The sequence below is a fragment of the Faecalicatena orotica genome (assembly GCF_905197545.1).
In the GTDB taxonomy this organism is placed as follows: Bacteria; Bacillota; Clostridia; order Lachnospirales; family Lachnospiraceae; genus Faecalicatena_A; species Faecalicatena_A orotica.
Window position 1 is genome coordinate 184,999 of sequence record NZ_CAJJZH010000004.1, and the last position, 20,581, is coordinate 205,579.

Annotated in this window: 24 protein-coding genes; 21 read left to right on the forward strand and 3 right to left on the reverse strand. The window is 46.6% G+C overall.

Annotated elements, in window-relative coordinates; translation table 11 throughout:
* Positions 1–102 precede the first annotated feature (102 nt).
* The 10 genes from moaC (at position 103) to thiI (ending at position 9,475) form a co-directional block, all read left to right on the forward strand.
* Positions 103–609, forward strand: a complete 507-nt coding sequence (gene moaC, locus ABIN22_RS10330) for a cyclic pyranopterin monophosphate synthase MoaC (RefSeq protein WP_346908420.1) — start codon at positions 103–105, stop codon at positions 607–609.
* On the forward strand, positions 569–1,087 hold the full coding sequence (locus ABIN22_RS10335) for a MogA/MoaB family molybdenum cofactor biosynthesis protein (protein ID WP_109733018.1): 519 nt from the start codon (positions 569–571) through the stop codon (positions 1,085–1,087). Before moaC ends, ABIN22_RS10335 begins: the two co-directional genes overlap by 41 nt.
* 58 nt (positions 1,088–1,145) lie before the next feature.
* The gene (moaA, locus tag ABIN22_RS10340; protein WP_346908423.1) at positions 1,146–2,132 is read left to right on the forward strand and encodes a GTP 3',8-cyclase MoaA; all 987 of its coding nucleotides are present in this window, start codon (positions 1,146–1,148) and stop codon (positions 2,130–2,132) included.
* Positions 2,133–2,155: 23 nt separating this feature from the next.
* A complete protein-coding gene (locus ABIN22_RS10345) occupies positions 2,156–2,587 on the forward strand; it encodes an MOSC domain-containing protein (RefSeq protein WP_109733020.1) in 432 nt (143 codons plus the stop codon).
* Between the two features lie 242 nt (positions 2,588–2,829).
* On the forward strand, positions 2,830–3,732 hold the full coding sequence (locus ABIN22_RS10350) for a DMT family transporter (RefSeq protein ID WP_242996210.1): 903 nt from the start codon (positions 2,830–2,832) through the stop codon (positions 3,730–3,732).
* 147 nt (positions 3,733–3,879) lie between these two features.
* Positions 3,880–5,256, forward strand: a complete 1,377-nt coding sequence (locus tag ABIN22_RS10355; protein ID WP_346908426.1) for an MATE family efflux transporter — start codon at positions 3,880–3,882, stop codon at positions 5,254–5,256.
* The gene (prmA, locus tag ABIN22_RS10360; RefSeq protein ID WP_109733021.1) at positions 5,256–6,209 is read left to right on the forward strand and encodes a 50S ribosomal protein L11 methyltransferase; all 954 of its coding nucleotides are present in this window, start codon (positions 5,256–5,258) and stop codon (positions 6,207–6,209) included. Before ABIN22_RS10355 ends, prmA begins: the two co-directional genes overlap by 1 nt.
* Positions 6,210–6,223: 14 nt before the next feature.
* Positions 6,224–6,961 carry a 16S rRNA (uracil(1498)-N(3))-methyltransferase gene (locus tag ABIN22_RS10365; protein WP_346908428.1) on the forward strand — a complete coding sequence of 246 codons (738 nt, stop codon included), beginning with the start codon at positions 6,224–6,226 and terminating at the stop codon, positions 6,959–6,961.
* Positions 6,962–7,011: 50 nt separating this feature from the next.
* Entirely contained in the window at positions 7,012–8,169 is a 1,158-nt protein-coding gene (locus tag ABIN22_RS10370) for a cysteine desulfurase family protein (RefSeq protein ID WP_118618198.1), read from the forward strand.
* Positions 8,170–8,290: 121 nt separating this feature from the next.
* Positions 8,291–9,475: a tRNA uracil 4-sulfurtransferase ThiI gene (gene thiI, locus ABIN22_RS10375; protein ID WP_346908430.1), complete on the forward strand. Its 1,185-nt coding sequence runs from the start codon at positions 8,291–8,293 to the stop codon at positions 9,473–9,475.
* A gap of 72 nt (positions 9,476–9,547) precedes the next feature.
* On the opposite strand, the gene ABIN22_RS10380 is transcribed toward thiI, so the two are convergent.
* Positions 9,548–9,781, reverse strand: a complete 234-nt coding sequence (locus ABIN22_RS10380) for an HPr family phosphocarrier protein (protein ID WP_109733025.1) — start codon at positions 9,779–9,781, stop codon at positions 9,548–9,550.
* 120 nt (positions 9,782–9,901) lie between these two features.
* Here ABIN22_RS10380 and mtaB point away from each other — a divergent pair, with 120 nt between their 5' ends.
* From mtaB to ABIN22_RS10420, 8 genes are all read left to right on the forward strand, one after another.
* Positions 9,902–11,224 (forward strand): tRNA (N(6)-L-threonylcarbamoyladenosine(37)-C(2))-methylthiotransferase MtaB, encoded by a 1,323-nt coding sequence (mtaB, locus tag ABIN22_RS10385; RefSeq protein ID WP_346908432.1) that lies wholly within the window; start codon positions 9,902–9,904, stop codon positions 11,222–11,224.
* Positions 11,225–11,333: 109 nt separating this feature from the next.
* Positions 11,334–11,597, forward strand: a complete 264-nt coding sequence (locus tag ABIN22_RS10390; protein WP_109714067.1) for an IreB family regulatory phosphoprotein — start codon at positions 11,334–11,336, stop codon at positions 11,595–11,597.
* 5 nt (positions 11,598–11,602) lie between these two features.
* On the forward strand, positions 11,603–12,055 hold the full coding sequence (gene ruvX, locus ABIN22_RS10395) for a Holliday junction resolvase RuvX (protein WP_109733062.1): 453 nt from the start codon (positions 11,603–11,605) through the stop codon (positions 12,053–12,055).
* A 53-nt stretch (positions 12,056–12,108) separates the two neighbouring features.
* On the forward strand, positions 12,109–12,369 hold the full coding sequence (locus ABIN22_RS10400; protein ID WP_109733027.1) for a DUF1292 domain-containing protein: 261 nt from the start codon (positions 12,109–12,111) through the stop codon (positions 12,367–12,369).
* Positions 12,370–12,419: 50 nt separating this feature from the next.
* The gene (locus ABIN22_RS10405) at positions 12,420–12,887 is read left to right on the forward strand and encodes a Fur family transcriptional regulator (RefSeq protein ID WP_109733028.1); all 468 of its coding nucleotides are present in this window, start codon (positions 12,420–12,422) and stop codon (positions 12,885–12,887) included.
* A 114-nt stretch (positions 12,888–13,001) separates the two neighbouring features.
* The gene (locus ABIN22_RS10410; RefSeq protein ID WP_109733029.1) at positions 13,002–14,672 is read left to right on the forward strand and encodes a ribonuclease J; all 1,671 of its coding nucleotides are present in this window, start codon (positions 13,002–13,004) and stop codon (positions 14,670–14,672) included.
* Positions 14,673–14,675: 3 nt separating this feature from the next.
* Positions 14,676–15,338, forward strand: a complete 663-nt coding sequence (locus tag ABIN22_RS10415) for an O-methyltransferase (protein ID WP_346908435.1) — start codon at positions 14,676–14,678, stop codon at positions 15,336–15,338.
* Between the two features lie 17 nt (positions 15,339–15,355).
* The gene (locus ABIN22_RS10420; protein WP_118618204.1) at positions 15,356–16,579 is read left to right on the forward strand and encodes a peptidase U32 family protein; all 1,224 of its coding nucleotides are present in this window, start codon (positions 15,356–15,358) and stop codon (positions 16,577–16,579) included.
* Between the two features lie 95 nt (positions 16,580–16,674).
* On the opposite strand, the gene sigK is transcribed toward ABIN22_RS10420, so the two are convergent.
* Together sigK and ABIN22_RS10430 are read right to left on the reverse strand one after the other, a co-directional pair.
* Positions 16,675–17,292, reverse strand: a complete 618-nt coding sequence (gene sigK, locus ABIN22_RS10425; protein ID WP_109733032.1) for an RNA polymerase sporulation sigma factor SigK — start codon at positions 17,290–17,292, stop codon at positions 16,675–16,677.
* A gap of 113 nt (positions 17,293–17,405) precedes the next feature.
* A complete protein-coding gene (locus tag ABIN22_RS10430) occupies positions 17,406–17,615 on the reverse strand; it encodes a zinc ribbon domain-containing protein (RefSeq protein WP_109733033.1) in 210 nt (69 codons plus the stop codon).
* Between the two features lie 95 nt (positions 17,616–17,710).
* On the opposite strand from ABIN22_RS10430, the gene ABIN22_RS10435 reads away from it, so the two are divergent.
* From ABIN22_RS10435 to dprA, 3 genes are read left to right on the forward strand one after another with little or no spacing between them, the layout of a single operon-like run.
* Entirely contained in the window at positions 17,711–17,893 is a 183-nt protein-coding gene (locus ABIN22_RS10435) for a hypothetical protein (RefSeq protein WP_346908438.1), read from the forward strand.
* Positions 17,894–17,915: 22 nt separating this feature from the next.
* Positions 17,916–19,448, forward strand: a complete 1,533-nt coding sequence (locus tag ABIN22_RS10440) for a YifB family Mg chelatase-like AAA ATPase (protein ID WP_346908440.1) — start codon at positions 17,916–17,918, stop codon at positions 19,446–19,448.
* Between the two features lie 4 nt (positions 19,449–19,452).
* Entirely contained in the window at positions 19,453–20,535 is a 1,083-nt protein-coding gene (dprA, locus tag ABIN22_RS10445) for a DNA-processing protein DprA (protein WP_346908442.1), read from the forward strand.
* Positions 20,536–20,581 lie beyond the last annotated feature (46 nt).

Below are 20,581 nucleotides of genomic sequence, written 5' to 3' on the forward strand. Positions count from 1 at the left end.
TGTAGAGGTAACGTTATGTCTATTATACATGTTTTTGATTCAGATTTACACTGGAAATTGTGTGTGTTAATATAGATAATAAGGACAGGGAGGAAGATAACTATGGGTTTGACACATTTTGATGAAAATGGAAAAGCGTTCATGGTCGATGTAACGGGAAAGCATGAGACGGTCCGCGAGGCAGTGGCGACAGGGAAGATTATTGTGAACAGAGAGGTTTATGAAGCAATCTGTGCCGGCACAGTCGGAAAGGGAGATGTTCTATCCGTGGCCACGACGGCGGGAATCATGGGTGTGAAGAGGACTTCGGACTTGATCCCGATGTGCCATATCCTGCCGATCACAAACTGTAAGGTGACTTTTGAGATGCTGCCGGAGGAATATGCGGTACAGTGTTACTGCACGGTGAAGGTAACAGGAAAGACCGGGGTGGAGATGGAAGCACTTACGGGTGTCAGTACTGCGCTGCTGACTATTTATGATATGTGTAAGGCACTGGACAAGTCTATGGAGATTCGGGAAATTTATTTGTGCCGGAAGACTGGCGGAAAGAGTGGTGAATATTATCATGAAAAGAAAGTGGAAGACAGCAGTCATAACGCTGAGTGATAAAGGATATGCAGGCGAGCGGGAGGACAAAAGCGGTCCGCTGATCCGGGAGATGATAGAGCATGAGGGGTATGAAACAGCTGAGATGATCCTCCTTCCGGACGACCAGAAAATGCTGGAAGAAAAACTGATTGAACTATGTGATGAAAAGAAGATGGATCTGATCCTGACAACAGGCGGGACAGGGTTTTCCCCCAGAGACTGCACGCCAGAGGCTACACTTGCGGTGGCGTCGAAGAATGCACCGGGGATTGCGGAGGCGATGCGCTATGCCTCCCTTCAGATTACACCAAGAGCGATGCTGAGCCGGGGGGCATCCGTGATCCGGGGAGAGACTTTGATTGTAAACCTTCCCGGGAGTCCAAAGGCTGTAAAGGAAAATCTGGAATGTATCCTTTCATCCCTGCCCCACGGGTTAGAAATCATGAAGGGTATGACAGGAGAGTGCGGAAGCAAAGTGAAGAACCCCGGATTGTAAAGTCCGTGGAAATCGAGTATAATAGGGGCAGGGTGATTTTACGGCAGAAGGAGATGTGATGTTAGACCAGTATGGAAGAAAAATAGAATATCTGCGCATTTCCGTGACGGACAGGTGTAACCTGCGCTGCGTTTACTGCATGCCAGAGGAAGGTGTCGAACAGGTGAGTCACAGCGAGATTCTTTCGTTCGATGAAATGACACGTATCTGCCGGATTTGTGCAAAACTCGGCATTACAAGGGTCAAGCTGACAGGCGGTGAACCTCTTGTGAGGAAGGGGCTTGGCAGCCTTCTGCGTTCTATAAAGGAAATAGAAGGCATAGAACAGGTAACGCTGACCACAAATGGTGTGCTGCTTGCAGAGCAGATAGAAGAGCTTGCAGCCGCGGGACTGGATGCGGTGAATGTCAGTCTGGATACGCTGGATCGCGCACAGTATATGAAACTCACACGCAGAGATGAGCTGGAGGCGGCGCTGAGAGGTCTGGAAGCAGCACTTCAGTATCCGGATATCCGGGTCAAGGTGAATTGTGTTGCACTGCACGGAGAGAACGAGTCGCAGTGGGTGCCCCTTGCCAATATGGCAAAAGAAAGACCGATCGATGTACGTTTTATCGAGATGATGCCGATCGGACTGGGGAAAGAGTATCCATTCAGCAGTCAGGAGCTAGTATATGAAGCGTTAAAGGCGGCTTTCGGCGAAGCACAGTTTTTAACGGGTAATTTTGGGAATGGACCTGCCATTTATGCAAGGTTTCCCGGGTTTACCGGGAAGACTGGATTTATTAGTGCAGTTTCCCACAAGTTCTGCGAAAGCTGCAACAGAGTCCGGCTGACAGCAGAAGGATTTTTAAAGCCATGCCTTCAATATTCCACAGGAGTAGATTTAAGGGCGATGCTTAGAAATGAGGCCGGGGAGAAGGAACTGGAAGAGATGATACAAAAAGTCATATTTGAAAAGCCGCGCAGCCATCAGTTTCAAATGGAGGGCAGCTCGAAACAGGAAGATCTGGAGCAGAAACAGATGTCCAGTATTGGCGGCTGAAGCGGACAAAAGGGAGGATATGAATGGGAAAGGTGATGGCAGTCTGCACAAGCCCTGCAAAGGGAACGCAGAAAACAAATGTGGGTGAAGCACTTTTTATAGAAGATTTTGGTCTGGAAGGGGACGCCCACGCAGGTAAATGGCACAGGCAGGTCAGCCTGCTGTCGCATGATAAGATAGAAGAGTTCCGAAAGAGGGGCGCAGAGGTGGCGGATGGTGCTTTTGGGGAAAATCTGGTCGTGGAAGGGTTTGATTTCAGAAATCTGCCCGTGGGCACCAGGTTTCGCTGCAATGATGTGATTCTGGAGATGACACAGATTGGAAAGGAATGCCACCACGGCTGTGAGATTTTTCAGAAAATGGGAGAATGTATTATGCCCAGAGAGGGTGTGTTTGCTAAAGTAATAAAGGGAGGGCGGATCCGCACGGGAGATGTTATGGAAATTATGAAATAGCAGGAGAATCACAGCTGATAAGGAGATTCGCAGTGCAATAAGGGCACGTTTACAATGCCCTCATTGCACTGCGATTTCTTCTGTCAATTGATGCTTATACGCATTTCTTTGAAAACTAAAATAAAACAGAAGAAACTAAAATATTTTATATTGTAATAAATAATTTCTTGCGATAAGCGAATAGGAAAAATAAGAGGGGGCAAGGCAGTGTGTACCTCTTGGAAAATATGGGGATTTTTAGGATGACACAAGATAGGAAATTAAGGATGAAGGGCTGCCTGTATGCATTTCTTGCAGGTGTACTGTGGGGAGTAACAAGTCCGGCGGCACAGTTTCTGTTCGAGAAGAAAGGAATTGTATCGGAATGGCTGGTGCCGTACCGGCTTATATCGGCAGGAATCCTGCTGCTAATTTACGCTAAAATAAAGAAACAGGATATTGTCAGTGTGTGGAAGGATAAAAATGACGGGATCAGGCTGGTCCTGTTTGGAATACTTGGGATGATGGGAATGCAGTTTACCTTTTTCTCGGCAGTACAGGAAATGAATGCAGGAACGGCAACCATTTTCCAGTATCTGAACCCGGCTATTCTGATCTTGTTTTTTGCAGTCGTACATAAAATTATGCCGAGCGTAAAGGAGATGCTGGCTGTCTGTGCAGCGGTTGCAGGCATCGCGGTGGTTGCTACCCACGGTGATTTTTCTACGTTGACGATTTCTGGAAAGGGTCTGTTTCTGGGAATGCTTGTAGCTGTCACAACCTGTTTTTACGGTGTCCTGCCAGCGCCTCTCCTGAAGCGCTATTCTGCGGAAACGGTCAGCGCATGGGGGATGATATGCGGCGGAACCCTGCTTATGGCAGTAGTGAGGCCGTGGCGGATACCGGCAGTGATTGACTGGCAGGTTATAGCGGCATTTCTGATGATAATTACAGTGGGAACAATCCTTCCTTTCTGTTTTTACCTGTCCTCGGTGAAATATACTGGTTCTGTGTATGCCGGCCTCTTTTCGAGTGTAGAGCCTGTTGCAGCTACTGTGGTTGCGGCTGCGGCTCTTGGGACAACGTTTATGAAAATGGACCTTCTCGGGTTTGCACTGGTACTTTCCACTTTATTTATACTGGCAATCCCGGAGAAAGTGCGGTAAAATCATAGGAAAGCGGTGCTGTATCAATTCCGGTGCTTAATGCATGGGAGTGAAAAAAATCTTGCATGTAATATAGAAAAGAGATATAGTTTACGTTGGATTGCTTAAAAGCGGTTACAGGTTTTATTTACTTTAAGGAGCATGAAGATGGAAAATACAGCAAAGAAAAAGTCGTTGATGAAAGATATGACGCAGGGGAGTCCTATGAAACTGATTCTGGAATTTACCCTGCCTATGATATTTGGATTTTTGTTTCAGCAGTTTTATAACATGGCAGATACCATGATTGTAGGAAGATTTCTGGGAGTACATGCGCTGGCATCGGTCGGTGCAACAGGGTCTGTCAATTTTTGCGTGATCGGGTTTTGCATGGGGGTGTGTAATGGCTTTGCGATTCCCGTTGCACAGAAATTCGGGGCAAAGGATGAAAAGAGGCTGCGCGCCTTTGTCGGGAACAGCGCATTGCTTGCGGCTATATTTGCACTGGTTATGACGGTGCTGACAGTTATTTTGTGCCGCCCCATACTTGAATTCATGAATACCCCATCCGACATTGTTGACGGGGCATACAATTATATTGTAGTAATATTTGCAGGGATCCCGGCTACCTTCCTATATAATCTGCTGGCGGGATATATCCGTTCACTCGGCGATGCCAGGACACCGGTCGTGTTCCTGACGATTTCTTCTCTGTTAAACATTCTGCTGGATATCCTGCTGATTGTTGTTTTTAAGATGGGGGTTGCCGGTGCGGCATGGGCGACTGTAATATCACAGGCAGTATCCGGCGTTTTATGCCTTTTTTATGTGATTAAACACTTTTCGATACTTCGTCTTAAGAAAGAGGATATAAGGCTCAGGAAACAGTACGTAGTGCCATTATGCAAGATTGGGATTCCTATGGGGCTTCAGTTCTCCATTACTGCCATCGGAAGTGTCATCCTGCAGATCGCGGTCAATTCACTTGGCTCTATGGCTGTGGCGGCTGTAACCGCGGGGTCTAAGATACAGATGCTGCTGGCGTGCCCATTTGATGCGATGGGATCTACGATGGCAACCTATGGCGGCCAGAACGTAGGTGCAAAGAAGCTGGACAGAATCGGCAGGGGACTGAAAAGCTGTGTAATTATCGGTGCTGTTTATTCAGCTGTTGCTTTAGGGATTACCCTGCTGTGGGGAAAAAATATAGCATCTTTGTTTATCAGCGGAAGTGAAACAGAACTTCTGGAACAGGTTAATCTGTACCTGATCGGTTCTGTCGCGTTTTACATCCTGCTGGCATTGGTGAATATCGTACGTCTTCTGATTCAGGGGATGGGATACAGCGGCTTTGCAATCCTCGCGGGAGTATGTGAGATGGCGGCAAGGTCATTTGTCGGCTTTGTCCTCGTTCCTGCATTCGGATATAAAGCGGTCTGCCTTGGAAACGGACTGGCATGGATTGCCGCGGATTTGTTTCTGATACCGGCATATTTTCATGTGATAAAGAAATTGAAAAAAATATTTCAGGAGGATAAAAAATAATGAGATGGAATAAATTCAGATTAAAGACAACAACAGAGGCGGAAGACATTGTCAGCAGTATGCTGATGGATCTGGGGATCGAAGGCGTAGAGATTGAGGATAAAATACCTCTGACAGCGGCAGACAAGGAGCAGATGTTCGTAGACATCCTGCCGGTAACGGAGATGGATGACGGTGTGGCTTATTTAAGCTTCTATCTGGATGAAGGGGAAGAGACAGAAGAAATCCTGAAGAATGTCAGGGCGGAGCTGAAAGACATGGCCTCATATGTAAATGTGGGGGAATGTACGATTGAAGAGTCCCAGACAGAAGATCTGGACTGGGTAAACAACTGGAAACAGTTTTTCCACCAGTTTTATGTGGATGATATCCTGATTATCCCGTCATGGGAAGATGTAAAACCGGAAGATGAGGACAAGATGGTCGTTCATATTGACCCGGGAACTGCATTTGGAACCGGAATGCATGAAACGACGCAGCTCTGTATCCGCCAGCTCAAGAAGTATGTGACGGACGGGGCAAGGATTCTGGATGTCGGATGTGGGAGTGGAATTTTAGGGATGCTGGCGCTGAAATTTGGTGCCGCTTATGCTGTCGGAACAGACCTTGACCCATGTGCAATCGAGGCAACCCATGAGAACATGGAAGTGAACGGTATCCGTCCTGACCAGTATGAAGTCATGATCGGCAATATTATAGACGACAAAGAGGTACAGGATAAAGTCGGCTACGGGAAATACGACATCGTTGCCGCAAACATTCTTGCAGATGTACTGACAGTTCTGACGCCTGTCATTGTGAACCAGATGAAAAAGGGCGGTATCTACATTACTAGCGGAATCATTGACGATAAGGAAGAGACCGTAGTGGAAGCTGTCAAAAAGGCTGGCCTGGAAGTTCTGGAAGTCACATACCAGGGCGAATGGGTATCTGTGACAGCGCGTAAGAATTAGAGGGGGCTTTCGATATGCATCATTTTTTTACAGAACCATCCCAGATCAGAGATCCGCATATCTTTATCACCGGACCGGATGTGAACCATATGAAGAATGTTCTTCGGATTATGCCCGGAGAAAGGGTAGGAATCAGTGACGGACAGGGGACTGACTATGTCTGTGAGGTAGACAGACTGGAAGAAACGGAAGTGGTTCTGAACATCCTTTCTTCCGAAAAGAGCTATTCGGAGCTTGCATCCAGAATCTATCTGTTTCAGGGTCTCCCGAAGGGGGATAAGATGGAACTGATCATCCAGAAAGCAGTCGAACTCGGAGTTTTCGAGATCGTACCGGTAGCTACACGGCGTGCGGTGGTTAAGCTGGACGAAAAGAAGGCAAAGAAAAAGACGGAACGCTGGAACGCGATCGCACTCGGTGCGGCGAAACAGTCGGGACGCAGCCTGATTCCTGAGGTGAAGCCGGTCATGCGTTTTGCAGAGGCACTGGAATATGCAAAAGAACTGGATGTGCTCCTGATCCCTTATGAGATGGCGGAGGGGATGGAAAAAACGAAAGAGATTATCTCCGCAGTCAGACAGGGGCAGAGCGTCGGCGTTTTCATTGGGCCGGAGGGCGGCTTTGATGAGGAAGAAGTCGAAAAGGCAGCGGCAGAAGGTGCACAGCCTGTCACACTGGGCAGGCGCATCCTGCGGACGGAGACGGCCGGACTGACAGTACTTTCAATACTAATGTATCATTTAGAACAATGACGGTTCCAGACGCATAATGTATTAATAAGAAATAGTAAAGGAAGAATATCATGGAAGTTTATTTGGATAATTCAGCAACGACCAGGTGTTACCCGGAAGTTGGGGATTTGGTTTATAAAGTGATGTGTCAGGACTACGGCAATCCGTCCTCCATGCACAGAAAAGGCGTGGATGCGGAGCACTATGTCAAGGAATCGAAAGACAGACTGGCAAAAATACTGAAGGTAAACCAGAAGGAGATTTTTTTCACTTCAGGCGGGACGGAAAGTGATAATCTTGCCCTGATCGGAAGTGCGAGGGCGAATAAAAGAGCGGGAAACCATCTGATCACGTCATCGATTGAACATCCGGCCATCCTGAATACAATGAGATATCTGGAGGAGGAAGAGGGATTTACGGTCACTTATCTTCCGGTAGATGCAAACGGAAGGGTGAAGTTAGAGGCGCTGAAAGAAGCGCTTTGCCCGGAAACAATCCTTGTCTCCATCATGTATGTAAATAATGAGATGGGCGCTGTACAGCCGATCGATGAAGCGGTGCAGATCGTCAAGAAATACAATCCATCCATACTGTTCCATTCAGATGCGGTTCAGGGCTTCGGAAAATACCATATTTATCCGAAACGTCAGGGTATCGACATGCTGACGGCCAGCGGGCATAAGATTCACGGCCCGAAGGGAATCGGTTTTATTTATATCAATGAAAAAGTAAAGATAAAACCCATTGTGTTCGGCGGGGAACAGCAGAAGAATATCCGTTCCGGCACGGAAAACGTTCCGGGAATCGCGGGACTGGGGCTTGCGTCCAAGATGATTTATCAGGATCTGGATATGAAGGTGGCTCTGATGCGTGAATTAAAGTCGTATTTTTTAGAGGGGCTTGGCCGGATTGAAGACTCTACCGTGCACGGACTGACAGATGATAGCAGCGCGCCACATATTATCAGCGTGGGAATCGCGGGAATCCGCAGTGAGGTACTTCTCCATGCACTGGAGGATAAAGGGATTTATGTATCTTCCGGGTCGGCATGCTCCTCCAACCATCCGGCGGTCAGCGGTGTCCTGAAAGGAATCGGGGCGCCGAAACAATTTCTGGATGCGACGGTAAGATTCAGTATGTCAGAGTTTACCACGAAGGAAGAAATTGACTATACGCTTGATACGTTATATAATTGTGTTCCAATGCTAAGAAAATATACGAGACGTTAACAAGTAACCGGTACACCGTACGGCAGGTGGATGCACATTAGCAATTTTACTGTTTTACGGTGTACCGGCCATATGAAGTAGTCCCGGGCAGGACCGGGACATGCAGACAAAGGAGAGGAATATGAGATTTCATTCATTTTTGATTAAGTACGGGGAAATCGGTATCAAGGGAAAGAACAGGTACCTGTTTGAAGATGCACTTGTCCGCCAGATCCGTTTCGCGCTGAAAGGCGTGGACGGTGACTTTCATGTGCACAAAGCACAGGGCCGGGTATATGTGGACTGCGAGGGTGACTACGATTACGAGGAAACCGTAGAAGGATTGAAGAGAGTTTTCGGTATCGTGGGGATCTGCCCGGTTGTCCGTGTAGAGGACCGCGGATTTGAGCAGTTGTCTCAGGATGTCCTTGATTATATGAAAGAGATGTACCCGGATGGGAACCAGACGTTTAAGGTAGAGGCAAGAAGGAGCAGGAAGCAGTATCCGAAGACCTCTATGGAGATCAACTGTGATCTGGGAGGTGTGATTCTGGATGCATTTCCAGAGATGAAGGTGGACGTGCACAATCCTGAGATCCGGCTGAATGTGGAAGTCAGAGAAGAGATTTACTTATATTCAGAGATTATACCGGGACCAGGGGGAATGCCGGTAGGTACGAATGGGAATGCCATGCTGCTTTTGTCAGGAGGGATCGACAGTCCTGTTGCCGGTTATATGATTTCAAAGCGCGGGGTAGGCCTTCAGGCGACATACTTCCATGCACCGCCGTACACAAGTGAGCGTGCAAAGGAAAAAGTCGTGGATCTGGCGAAGCTGATATCCAGATATGCGGGGCCAATCCAGCTCCATGTTGTGAACTTTACCGATATCCAGCTTTATATATATGAAAAATGCCCGCATGAAGAACTGACAATCATCATGCGCCGCTACATGATGAAGATCGCCGAGCATTTTGCTAAGGAAAACGGATGTCTCGGCCTGATTACGGGAGAAAGTATCGGACAGGTTGCCAGCCAGACCATGCAGAGCCTTGCGGCTACAAATGCAGTATGTACACTGCCTGTGTACAGGCCGCTGATTGGGTTTGACAAAAGGGAGATCGTGGAAATTGCGGAGAAGATAGATACATTTGAGACATCAATCCAGCCGTTTGAAGACTGCTGCACCATTTTCGTTGCAAAGCATCCGGTGACAAAACCGAATCTGGAGAGGATTGAGAAGTCAGAGAGAAATCTGGAAGAGAAGATTGATGAATTGATGAAGACGGCAATAGAGACAACAGAGGTTATTACAGTTAAGCCTTAAGATAAAGGACAAATGAAAAAGGGCTGCCTCCTTTGAGACAGCTCTTTCTAGCTTTTTCTTGTAAATGTATTACTATTTGATAATGTATGGATCCAGGGCGCTCAGAATATCATCTGCATTTCCCTCGGCATGGATGTTCAGCTCGATTGGCTTAGATAAGTCCAGGCTGAAAATTCCCATGATTGATTTGGCATCTATTACATATCTTCCGGATACTAAATCAAAGTCGTTATCAAATTTTGTAATTTCATTTACAAATGATTTTACTTTGTCGATTGAGTTTAAAGAAATCTGTACTGTTTTCATCGGTAATCCCTCCTTCAATATACATGTGTCAGGCTTTTCGCCTCATGTATATTCTACGAGATGCGCGTTTAAAAGTCAAGAAACAAAGAGGAAAAACAAGGAAATAGGAGAATAAATTTTATGAAAAAAGCCGCACTGCACAATTTAGGGTGCAAAGTTAACGCTTATGAGACAGAAGCGATGCAGGAAATGCTGGAAAAAGCGGGGTATGAGATCGTGCCGTTTAAGGAAGGGGCGGATATTTATATCATCAATACCTGTACGGTAACGAATATCGCCGACCGTAAATCAAGGCAGATGCTGCACCGGGCAAGAAAATTGAATCCCGATGCCGTTGTAGTTGCAGCCGGATGCTATGTACAGGCGCAGGAGGAAAAACAGGAGACCGATCCGTGTATTGATATTGTTATAGGCAACAATAAGAAGCAGGATCTGATTGCGATTCTTGAGGAACACTGGAAGAAGCAAAATGAATCTAAAATAGCTGAGTCAAAGCCAGGGGAAACGAAGGAAGTCATTGATATTAACCATACAAAGGAATATGAAGCACTTAAGGTATCCCGGACAGGGGAGCATACGAGGGCCTATATCAAGGTGCAGGACGGGTGCAACCAGTTCTGTTCTTACTGCATCATCCCCTATGCAAGGGGGCGCGTCAGAAGCCGCAGGAAGGAAGATGTGGTTGATGAAGTGAGGCGTCTGGCGGATCATGGCTGTCTGGAAGTCGTGCTAACGGGTATTCATCTGAGCTCCTATGGGGTTGATTTCGAAGAAAAAGAAGACCTGCTGTCCCTGATTCAGGCTGTCCATGAGGTGGAAGGAATCAAAAGAATCCGCCTTGGTTCTCTGGAACCGAGGATTATTACAGAGGAATTCGCACAGTCAATCGCCTCTCTGGAGAAAATGTGCCCGCATTTCCACCTTTCCCTGCAGAGCGGATGTGACCTGACACTGAAGCGGATGAACCGCCGGTATACGAGTGCTGAATATTATGAAAAATGCATGCTTCTGAGGAAGTATTTCGGGCAGCCTGCGCTGACGACAGATGTGATCGTTGGTTTTCCGGGAGAAACAGAGGAAGAATTCGGGGAATCAAAAGCTTTTGTGGAAAAAGTAGGTTTTTACGAGACACATATTTTCAAATATTCGAAACGCCACGGGACAAAGGCCGCCGTCATGGAGAATCAGGTTCCGGAACAGGTTAAGGCCGTTAGGAGTGATATCCTGCTGAAACTGAATGAGGAAAACAGACGCAGATTTGAAGAAAGCTTCCTTGGCAGGGAAGTCGAGGTGCTCGTTGAGGAAGAAGCAGAGGTAAACGGGAAAAAAGTGCAGGTAGGTCATACAAAAGAGTATATGAAAATTGCACTAGACAGGAATGAAAATCTTCAGAATTGTATCGTAAAAGTTGAAATTGAAAATGATTTACAAATTATTCATTGAATTTTGACAATGTTTATATTAGAATTGTAAGTAGGGTATCTGGCATGATCGTCAGATTTACGATACTAATAACACAAAATAGTGAAAAACACAAAATGGAGGAAAAGAAATGAGCGATTTAAGCAACACTCAATTCTTTCAGGTAGAGCCGGGTCCGCAGATTTCTGCAAAAGATATTCTGGAGATCGTATTCAAGGCACTGAAAGAAAAGGGATATAATCCGGTGAACCAGATCGTCGGTTATATCATGTCAGGAGATCCGACCTATATCACAAGCTACAATGGAGCAAGAAGCCTTGTGATGAAGGTAGAAAGAGATGAATTGGTAGAAGAATTGTTAAAAGCGTATATCAAACACAATTCATGGGAATAATGAATATGCGGATTATGGGGCTTGACTATGGGACGAAGACTGTCGGGGTTGCAATCAGCGATGCACTCGGACTTACGGCCCAGGGGATTGAAACAATTCAAAGAAAAGAGGAAAACAAGTTAAGACGTACTCTGGCACGTATTGAGGAGCTGGTTTCCGAATACGAGGTTGGGAAGATCGTGCTTGGTTTTCCGAAACATATGAATAACGACATAGGGGAACGTGCGGAGAAATCTTTAGAGTTCAGGGATATGCTTGTGCGGCGGACAGGGCTCGAAGTCATTATGTGGGACGAGAGGCTGACAACCGTGGAGGCGGAGCGGACTTTAATTGAAAGTAATGTAAGGCGGGAGAACCGGAAGAAGTATATCGACAAGATTGCTGCAGTATTTATTCTGCAGGGATACCTTGACTCTGTCTATATAAAAAGAGAGAGTGACGCGCGGCAGGACGATTGATAAAAAGGGTTTGTCAGGAAACGTTCAGGCTGCAGAAATAAGGGGATATTTGTATGGAAAAGATTAAATTTACCTTTGAAGATACGAGTGAAACAGTAGATTTTTTTGTGCTGGAACAGACAAAGATTAACGGAGCCGTATACATACTTGTTACAGACTCCGAAGAAGACGACGCGGAATGCCTGATTTTGAAGGACACGAGCTCTCAGGAAGATACAGAGAGCGTATACGAAGTCGTGGAGGACGACACAGAGCTTCTGGCAGTATCCAAGGTTTTCGAAGAACTGCTGGAGGACGTTGACATTGAAATGTAAAGTCTAAAAGACATTTACAATAGATTTACTTACTGCAAGTGAAGTGGAGTATGACGATGAAAGAGGAAAAAGTGCAGGAACTGCTCAAAGTTAAGTTAAGAGAAAAAGGTCTAAAAGTAACGCAGCAGAGACTGCTCGTTTTGCAGGCGCTGGCAGCGAACAGCGGCAGCCATATGGCGGCCGAGGACATTTACGAGCTGATCAGGGAAGACTATCCGGATATCGGACTTGCCACCGTCTATCGTACTTTGCAGCTGCTTCTTGAAATGCAGTTGGTGGACCGTATTAATCTGGATGATGGATGCGTAAGGTATGAGATCGGACATTTATTTGAAGGTGATACAAAACATAACCATCATCATTTAATATGCAGGACATGTGGAAAGGTGCTGCCTTTTGAAGATGACCTTCTGGAAGAACTGGAACGTCACATTGAAGAGGACACCGGGTTCCATGTACTGGACCATGAACTGAAATTTTACGGACAATGTAAAGAATGCCTCAGTAAGAGCAAATAATCCGTTTATGAAGTCATTACATAATTAAGAAAAGTGCAATGAATGCAGGCGGAGGTATGCTGTTTTTTTCATGCGCGGAAGTAGGTACATAAAACACATGGAGGTGTAAAATTTTTGAAAAAAGAGAATAATGGAAAGCTTCGGATCATCCCACTGGGAGGTCTGGAACAAATTGGAATGAACATTACTGCCTTTGAATTTGAGGACAGTATTATTGTGGTAGACTGCGGACTGGCATTCCCGGCCGATGATATGCTGGGAATTGACCTTGTAATCCCGGATGTCACATATCTGAAGGATAATATCGATAAAGTAAAAGGATTTGTCATTACCCACGGTCATGAGGACCATATTGGGGCCCTGCCGTATGTATTGAAGGAAATCAACCTTCCAATTTATACGACTAAGCTGACAATGGGAATTATTGAAAACAAGCTGAAAGAGCATAATCTTCTGCGGGGGACGAAGCGTAAAGTCGTTCGCCACGGACAGTCTATCAACCTTGGCAAATTCAGGATTGAATTTATCAAGACAAACCACAGTATTCAGGATGCATCTGCCCTGGCGATTTATTCACCGGCAGGAATTGTAGTGCATACAGGGGACTTTAAAGTAGATTACACACCGGTATTTGGGGATTCCATTGATCTCCAGCGTTTTGCAGAGATCGGGAAAAAAGGCGTTCTGGCTCTGATGTCAGACAGTACGAACGCGGAGAGAAAGGGATTTACCCAGTCTGAAAAGACGGTAGGGATTACCTTCGACCACATTTTCGCGGAACACCAGAATACCCGTATTATAATTGCAACGTTCGCGTCCAATGTGGACCGCGTGCAGCAGGTGATTAACTCTGCCTACAAATACGGCCGTAAGGTTGTCGTAGAAGGACGGAGCATGGTAAATATCATCTCTACGGCATCGGAGTTAGGATATTTGAATGTGCCGGAGAACACACTGATTGAGATCGACCAGATGCGGAATTACCCGCCGGAGAAGATGGTACTGATTACAACAGGAAGCCAGGGTGAGTCTATGGCGGCACTCTCCAGAATGGCGGCTGACGTGCACCGCAAGGTTACAATCCAGCCGAACGATACAATTATATTTAGTTCGAACCCGATCCCGGGAAATGAAAAGTCAGTTTCCAAGGTTATTAATGAGCTTTCAGCCAAGGGCGCTAATGTGATCTTCCAGGATGCCCATGTATCAGGACATGCCTGCCAGGAGGAACTGAAACTGATTTATTCCCTCGTAAGACCGAAGTATGCGATCCCGGTCCACGGCGAATACAGGCACTTAAAGGCAAATGCGGCAATTGCAGCCTCACTTGGAATTGAGAAAGACAATATCTTCATCATTCAGTCAGGAGATGTTCTGGAATTAAGTGAACAGGAAGCAAAAGTAGTAGATAAGGTCCATACAGGGGCAATTCTTGTTGACGGGCTCGGAGTCGGTGACGTTGGCAATATCGTCCTGAGGGACAGACAGCATCTGGCTGAGGACGGTATTCTGATCGTTGTCCTGACACTGGAAAAGGGGACGAACCGCCTGCTTGCAGGACCGGACATCGTATCCCGCGGTTTCGTCTATGTACGTGAGTCAGAAGGGCTGATGGAAGAAGCCCGCCAGGTAGTGTCAGACGGACTGGACCGCTGCCTGCAGAATAAGCATGCAGACTGGAATAAGATCAAGCTTGTCATCCGCGATACAATGAACGACTATATCTGGAAGAAGACTAAGAGAAGACCGATGATTATTCCGATTATCATGGATGTGGATGTGTAAGATATGATAGTAGATGAACGTATGATTACATTCATCAATTCTTTAGAGACAGAGAATAGTGAAATATTGGAAGCGATAGAAAGGGAAGCGTTGGATTCGTACGTACCAATCATACGAAAAGAAATGCAAAGCTTTCTAAAGGTGCTTTTAACTATACAAAAACCTATGAGCATACTCGAAGTGGGGACTGCCGTAGGTTTCTCTGCGTTATTGATGAGCGAAAATGCCCCAGACGGGTGTGAGATAACCACGATAGAAAACTATGAAAAAAGGATCGCCATTGCCCGGGAGAATTTCAGACGCGCGGGCAGGGAATCACAGATCACGCTGATAGAAGGCGATGCATTTGAGGTGATGAAGGACTTAGCCGGATGCTATGACTTTATTTTTATGGATGCCGCGAAGGGACAGTACATTCATTATCTCCCTGAGGTGATGAGGCTTCTGAAGGAAGGGGGCACACTTGTGTCTGACAATGTACTTCAGGACGGTGACATCATCGAGTCACGCTTTGCCGTGGAGAGAAGGAACCGGACGATCCACAGCCGGATGCGGGAGTATCTCTATGAACTGAAGCATCATGAAATGCTTGTAACATCAATCCTGCCTTTGGGTGACGGAGTGGCTGTCAGTGTGAAGAAGCGGAGCATAAAAGATGCGAAATAAGAAAAAGGGGAAAGAAGATGGCTAGACATCCTGAGTTATTAATCCCGGCAAGCAGCCTGGAGGTATTAAAAACAGCAGTGATATTCGGTGCCGACGCGGTTTATATTGGCGGAGAGGCATTCGGGCTTCGTGCCAAGGCAAAGAATTTTTCGATGGAAGATATGAAAGAGGGGATTGCATTTGCCCACGAACATGATGTGAAGGTCTATGTAACAGCCAATATACTGGCCCATAACGATGATCTCGAAGGCGTGCGTGAATATTTTGAAGAACTAAAGGAGATCAAACCGGATGCTTTGATCATAGCCGATCCCGGAGTATTTGATATCGCTAAAGAAGTATGTCCGGAGATTGAACGGCATATCAGCACACAGGCGAATAATACTAATTACGGGACATACAATTTCTGGTACAGACAGGGAGCCAGCCGTGTTGTTACGGCGAGGGAGCTTTCGATGGACGAAATCAGGGAAATCCGCGCCCATATTCCGGATGAACTGGAAATCGAGACATTTGTACACGGCGCGATGTGTATCTCCTATTCCGGAAGATGCCTGCTGAGCAATTACTTTACAGGAAGGGATGCGAACCACGGGGCCTGCACCCACCCATGCCGCTGGAAATATTCCGTGGTAGAGGAGACGAGGCCGGGAGAATACATGCCTGTCTACGAAAACGAGAGGGGAACCTATATCTTCAACTCGAAAGACCTGTGCATGATCGAGCATATTCCGGATCTGCTGGAATCCGGTATTGACAGCCTGAAGATAGAAGGCCGTATGAAAACCGCGCTATATGTGGCAACAGTTGCGAGGACCTACCGGAAAGCAATAGACGACTACCAGAAGGACCCCGCATTATACGAGAAAAACTTGCCCTGGTATCTGGAGCAGATATCAAACTGTACCTACCGCCAGTTTACGACAGGCTTTTTCTACGGGAAACCCGATGAAACGACCCAGATCTACGACAGTAATACCTATGTAAAGGAATACACGTATCTGGGAATCATCAATGAAGAAAAAGAAGGTCTTTACCAGATCGAGCAGAGAAATAAATTTTCTGTAGGCGAAACAATAGAAATCATGAAGCCGGACGGTGAAAATACAGAGACAAAAGTCCTGAAAATAGTAACAGAGGAGGGCGAAGAACAAGAAAGCGCCCCACATCCGAAACAGGTATTATATATAGGCCTGGACAAGAAAGCCGAAAAATACGATATCCTGAGAAGACAGGAGTAATATAAGCAGTACAGCTGAAAAAGCAAGGAAAACAGAGGGACATACCTCAATTTTCCTTGCTTTTTCAGTTACGCCTTCTTAAGCGCCTAACCCAGTTAGAAAAATTCCCGCAGCTTCTCCACGGCGCTTTTTTCAATCCGAGACACATACGAGCGAGAGATTCCAAGCTGTCTGGCAATCTCCCGCTGCGTATATTCTTCCCCGTTATAGAGTCCATATCTCATTTTCAGAACGAGCCGTTCACGGTTAGAGAGCTCATTCTCTACCTTTTCATATAGCTTCTGTATATTTTCCTTCAGGTGAATTTTCTCCGGTACATCTGCATCTTCTGTCTCAATGATATCATACAGCTTGATCTCATTGCCTTCCCGGTCAGTACCGATCGGTTCATACAGTGAAATCTCCTTGCTCGTTTTCTTTTTGGCTCGCAGGTACATGAGGATTTCATTTTCGACACATTTCGATGCATAGGCAGCCAGACGGTTACCCTTGTCGGGATTGAATGTTACAACCGCTTTAATCAAACCGATTGTTCCGATGGATATCAGATCTTCGGGGTCTTCATCCAAATATTGATATTTTTTGATGACATGTGCAACGAGCCGCAGATTTCGTTCGATTAAGACATGTTTTGCCTGAAGGTCACCCTCTGTATATTTTTGCATGTAATATTTTTCTTCCGAAGGAGTGAGGGGATTTGGAAAGGATTTCAAGAACAGCACCTCTAAGCACATTTGATATAGTCTATGTGCGAAGTGCTGAAATTGTGCTTTTCCACCACAAATAAGGACAGGTGGGGGCTCTTTTTGTAAGGTTTAAGGGCCTGTTATCCCATGAGGAAGTCTAGAACGTCCCATCCGTCGGAGTTCTGACGTTTGTATAATTCTGTATATCCGCAGCGTGTACAGGAAATTGTCAGAAACTTCTTGTTTTGTACATCGAAGACTTTGGCAAAGTTCCCGCCGGTTGCCTGAAACTGATCGCTTTCATAGTGGTTATTGCCGCATTTGGGGCATACATACTGCTGTTTCTCCATAGTGAAACCTCCTTGAATTTTCTATATTACCAGTATACTATATCCGATGGAAGAAGAGGAGACAGATAAGAAAGTTTATGCTTTTTTTAGGAATCATGGGAAAATTTAACAAATATAAAATTGACAGTTTTACAATGGCGGGATATGATAATCCTACAGTTCCGGAAATTTCTTTTTCCGGTACAGCAGATCAATCGTTACTGTTTACAGGCTTGCCTGTGAACAGTAACGATCAATCATCAGGCCGGTTCGGCCGTGTTTCATGGAATGATTTATAGAAAAGAAGAGAGGAGTGTGCGGATGAGTTTCAGCACGGTTTTGTCGGCCTCTATTCAGGGGCTGAAAGTAGAGTTTGTACATGTGGAGGCGGATGTCAGCAATGGACTTCCGGCGTTCCATATGGTTGGTTATCTGTCATCAGAGGTGAAGGAGGCGGCTGAGCGGGTGCGTACGGCAATCCGGAATTCCGGGCTGGACTATCCGGCCAGAAAGACAGTGATTAATCTGTCTCCCGCGACGATGCGAAAAAGAGGGGCGGCGTTTGACCTGCCGATAGCGGTTTCCATCCTGATTTCGCTGGGAGAGCTCCCGCAGGAAAGCACAGAGGGAATGCTTCTGATAGGGGAATTGGGGCTTGATGGCTCTGTACAGAAAGTACCGGGAATCCTGCCCATTGTACTTGAAGCGCGCAGTGCCGGAATCCGCTCGTGTATTGTGCCAAAAGACAATGCGGCGGAAGGTGCGCTTGCGGAGGGAATGTCGGTAGTCGGAGTAAAGAATCTAGAGGAAGTCTTCTGTTATCTGTCCGGGCAGCTTCATCTGGAAGCACAGCCATACCCTGAAAGAGGTGGAGGAAGTAAGAAGGAAGAACTGCTTGATTACAGCGATATCCAGGGACAGGAATCGGTGAAAAGAGCTGTCGAGGTTGCGGTTGCGGGCGGACACAACCTGCTCCTCGTAGGGCCGCCCGGGAGCGGGAAATCAATGGCTGCGAAGCGTATACCGGGCATCCTGCCTCCACTTACAATGGAAGAGAGCATGGAGATCACGAAAATATACAGCATCATGGGTCTGGTAGAAAATGAAGCACCCCTGATCAGACAGCGCCCCTTCCGCAGTGTACACCACACGGCTACAAGGGCGGCCTTAATCGGGGGAGGGCTGATGCCCGTCCCGGGGGAGATCAGTCTGGCCCACGGCGGGGTTCTGTTTTTGGATGAACTGCCGGAATTTCAAAAATCGGTGCTGGAGGTTTTAAGACAGCCTCTGGAAGAACACCGGATCCGGATATCGAGGTCACACGGCAGCTATATTTTCCCGGCTAATTTTATGCTTGTCTCCGCCATGAATCCCTGTCCGTGCGGGTGTTATCCTGATATCGAGAGGTGTACCTGCACCCCGGGGCAGATCCAGCACTATCTGGGGAAGATCAGCCAGCCGTTTCTGGACCGGATTGATATATGTGCAGAGGCCCCGAAGGTGAAGTATGAGTCTCTGAAGAACCGGAAGAAACAGGAGAGTTCTGCCGAAATCAGAGAGAGGGTATGCCGAGCTAGGGAGATTCAGAACAGGCGTTATGTGGGAACAACGATTACTTCCAACGCGCTGCTTGAGGTAAAGGAACTGGACACATACTGCAGGCTGGGCAGGCAGGAAAGTAAACTGATGGAACAGGCATATTCCGCACTTAGGCTGACGGCAAGGACTTATCATAAGATTCTGAAGGTTTCACGGACAATTGCCGATCTGGAAGGCTCTGAAAAAATAGAGGAAAAGCACATAAAAGAAGCCATTGGCTACCGGACGATGGATAAAAAGTACTGGGGGAGGTGATTCTATGATGTACGAGTACTGGCTGGCAGCAATCCCTAAATTGTCTGATAAGAAAAAGATGCTGCTGAGAAAAAAGATTGGTACGGGGAAGGATATATTTTATATAGAAGAAACAAAATTAATGACGCAGGAGTTCTTAAACAGGGATGATGTCAATACAATTATGCAGGCACAGAAATCGCGGAATCTTGAGGAAGATTTTCAGGAGCTGAGGCGAAAAAATATACGGTTTCTGCCTCATTTCTCGGAAGAATTTCCCAAAAAGCTTCTGGAAATCCCTTCTCCGCCTTATGCCCTTTATGTGAAGGGAAACCTGCCTCCAGAGGACCGAAAAGCTATTGCCATCGTGGGAGCCAGAAAGTGCACTCCATATGGGGAAAAGTATGCTTTAGAATACGGAGAAAAACTGGCACAGTGCGGGATAAGCATAATCAGCGGACTTGCAAGGGGAATTGACGGCATCGGACAGAGAGGCGCTCTGATGGGGAAGGGAAAGACCTTTTCCGTGCTCGGCTGCGGCGTGGATATTTGTTACCCAAAAGAAAACAGAGGCCTGTATGCTGATATTCTGGAACAGGGAGGCGGCGTTCTGTCAGAATTTTTACCCGGGACACCGCCCGTACCCCAGAATTTTCCCAGACGCAACCGTATCATCAGCGGATTATCAGATGTTGTGCTTGTGATGGAGGCGAGAGAGAAGAGCGGGTCCCTGATTACGGCGGACATGGCACTGGAGCAGGGGAAAGACATTTATGCCCTTCCAGGACCGGTTAACAGCAGTCTGAGCCAGGGGTGCAACCAGCTTATCAGGCAGGGCGCGGGCATTTTGATTACACCGGAAATACTGCTCGAGGAGTTTGGAATATGCGGGTTTCCGGATACGGTAAAAATAGACAAAAATAAAAAAGTGCTTGAAACTACGGAAAATATGGTGTATAGTCGACTTGATTTGTATCCCAGAAATGTAAGTTCGCTGATTGAGGAAACTGCACTTAGTGCAAATGAGGTGGTAGAGGTGCTTGTTTCACTGGAGCTTAAGGGATATGTCAGAGAAGTATCTAAGAATTATTACATTAAATTGAAATAATAAATGTGTCCGGGCATATACAAAAAACCGGGACAGGTGGAGGAAA